General features: G+C 38.9%; 1 protein-coding gene. It reads left to right on the top strand.

Annotated features, from left to right (window positions below; genetic code table 11):
* Positions 1-1,059 (top strand): IS110 family RNA-guided transposase (locus M3600_RS28315; RefSeq protein ID WP_251648555.1); only part of this gene is annotated, 1,059 nt, incomplete at its 5' end.
* Positions 1,060-1,470 lie beyond the last annotated feature (411 nt).

Genomic DNA, 1,470 nt, shown 5'->3' with positions numbered 1-1,470 from the left:
GGCCATTATTGGCTTAATTTAGCTCATATTCTAAAGGAGGAACAGATTAAGTTCGTTACGGTCAACCCATTACACGTCAAGCATAGTAAGGAGTTAGACGATAACTCTCCAACAAAAAATGATGTAAAAGACGCAAAAGTCATTGCACAGCTAGTCAAAGATGGTAGATACGCCGAACCAACGATACCACAAGGAGTTTTTGCGGAACTACGTGTGGCTAAGAAATTACGTGATCTATTAAATGTAGACTTACAAATTGTGCAAGGACAGGTACACAACTGGATTGATCGATACTTTCCAGAGTTCTTTACCGCTTTTAAAAGTTGGGAAGGCAAGGCAGCTTTACATTTATTAAAACTCGAAGCTTTACCTCACGAACTAGGTGAATATACAGATGAAGAACTACTGGATTATCTAAGGCAAGCAGTGAAAAAAAGTGTAGGAATAAAGAAGATTCGTGCCTTAAAAGAAGCCGCCAATCGCTCGATTGGCATTCGTCAGGGTGCCATGATGGCTAAAATGGAATTAAGAACGTTAATTCAAAAGTATGAACTCATTCAAGCCAAGTTCGAAGAGCTTGACCAAACTCTGGATACACTACTTCAAGATATTCCAGGCGTTGATCAAATGTTAGAAATAACAGGGATTGGACGCGATACAGTGGCGGGTTTCTTCGCTGAAGTAGGCGATTTGAGTGAATACAATCATCCTCGTCAAATAACCAAATTGGCAGGACTTAGTTTAAAAGAAAATACATCAGGTAAGCATAAAGGGAGAACCAGAATAACCAAACGTGGTCGAAAGAAATTACGAGCATTGTTATTCCGGGCATCTATGATTCTAGTAGCCAAGAACAAGGCCTTTAAAGCCCTACATCATTATTACACAACGAGACCTGATAATCCGTTGAAAAAGATGCAGTCTTTAATTGCTTTGTGTAATAAGCTCATCCGTATACTCTTCTCTATTGGGAAGAAACAGTTTGTGTTTAAAGAGGAGAAGATGTTGAAGGACATCCCCCATATGCATGCATTTATCCAAGAACCAATAGCAGCTTAATCACTATAAAACTAAACTTTTAACAAATAGATTTTAGAAGATGAACAGACAAAATCAGCATGGGATTAGTCGGCAACGGAACTAACGTAAGGACAACGATCCTGTGTGGCAGCATGACCGACATCCACCTTATGGAAAGGTTGAACGAAGGAATGTAGGAGCGTAGACTCTGTGAGACTTGGGAGGGTAGACCCCCGTAAGATATGTGGACATCCATTGGTGCGTACATACCTATTTATCCAACTTTTTGAAATGAACCGAAGGTTGGCTAGTTTCTTGCGCTCATTTTCTTTATAAGATGCTTATTTATGATCTTTTCACAATAACCAAATCTATAAAGTTAAACAAGTTAGATAGCAATATGGAGAAAAACTGCGTATTTAAGAGATAAGTGTTTGTTTATTGAGGGAG

Origin of the sequence: Niallia sp. MER 6 (assembly GCF_023714395.1) — a bacterium.
Taxonomy (GTDB): domain Bacteria; phylum Bacillota; class Bacilli; order Bacillales; family Cytobacillaceae; genus Niallia.
The sequence above is the reverse complement of the archived record's forward strand: the minus strand, read 5'-3'. Positions and strand labels throughout refer to the sequence as shown.